1 tRNA gene is annotated in these 993 nt (G+C 56.0%); it reads left to right on the forward strand.

The annotated features are described in order from the left end of the window. The first annotated feature begins 832 nt into the window (after positions 1-832). A tRNA-Leu gene (locus HMPREF9451_RS03570) sits at positions 833-921 on the forward strand. Positions 922-993: the final 72 nt, after the last annotated feature.

Here is a 993-nt window from a genome sequence, read left to right on the forward strand (position 1 = left end):
ACTTCCTCGGGTGCTTCGGGTCGCGCATCGGAGCCTCCTTCCGCAAAGGGCCCTCCGTCCCTCATGAAACCGTCCAAAACAGTATAGCCACATCAATGTCGAGGGCGTCGGCGCCCCGGCGAAGTGGGGCGAGGGCCTCGTCTGGGAGGAATTGCACCACCGGACGAGGCATCCCTATTCGACGGAGTGAATAAAGGCTCCAGACACACTTTTTGTCCTATAACCCTCGCCTCATCGCATGCGGCGACACCGTCTTACACCTGCTGCGAATTCGCTCTGCATTCGAAAAGGAGCATCCCGCAGGCATCGTCTACGGCTGTCTCTCGCAAGAAAGACGATGGGCCAGACGTCCGAGAATCCCGTCTTGCCTGGAAGCCCATCTATCCAAATCTGCAAAAATGCGTCTTGAACTCATCGCTTGCTCTGTAGGCCCTTGTTCTCTTTTTTTCGGTTCGTACACCCGGGAGAGAACTGCGCTTGGGTCTTCGCATCGTAGCGGCTTCCAGAGCGCAGCGTAAGCACGCAGCTTTCGGATGTCGGCGCGGCTAGCTAAGGGGCGTAGTTCTCTTCGCAGACGCGGCAAGGGGAGAACTCGCGCATTTCTGCACGCAGGCTTCTGCGGTAGTTTTCATGGTCCTCTTCCATTTGTCAGGATTGCAGCCGATGCAATACACATTTCAATACGCCGATGCGCGTTGCTCTGCTTGTCTTAACGACTAAATTGCTCGTGTGGCAAGCTGGGCATGGAGAGCGAAAAAAAAATCAAAATGACCTCTTGCCATAGAACGGATCTTGGCATAATATATCAACTCGCAGCCGATGGGGCTGCCATGTCGGAGTGGTGGAACGGCAGACACGCTAGCTTGAGGTGCTAGTGCCCATATACCGGGTGTGCGGGTTCAAATCCCGCCTCCGACACCATAGCAAACCAGAAGGCGGCCGCAGGGGCGCCTTCTTTCGTATGCGGCTTCGAATCCGTTTTCTGCTGCAGGG

Origin of the sequence: Slackia piriformis YIT 12062, assembly GCF_000296445.1 — a bacterium.
In the GTDB taxonomy this organism is placed as follows: Bacteria; Actinomycetota; Coriobacteriia; order Coriobacteriales; family Eggerthellaceae; genus Slackia; species Slackia piriformis.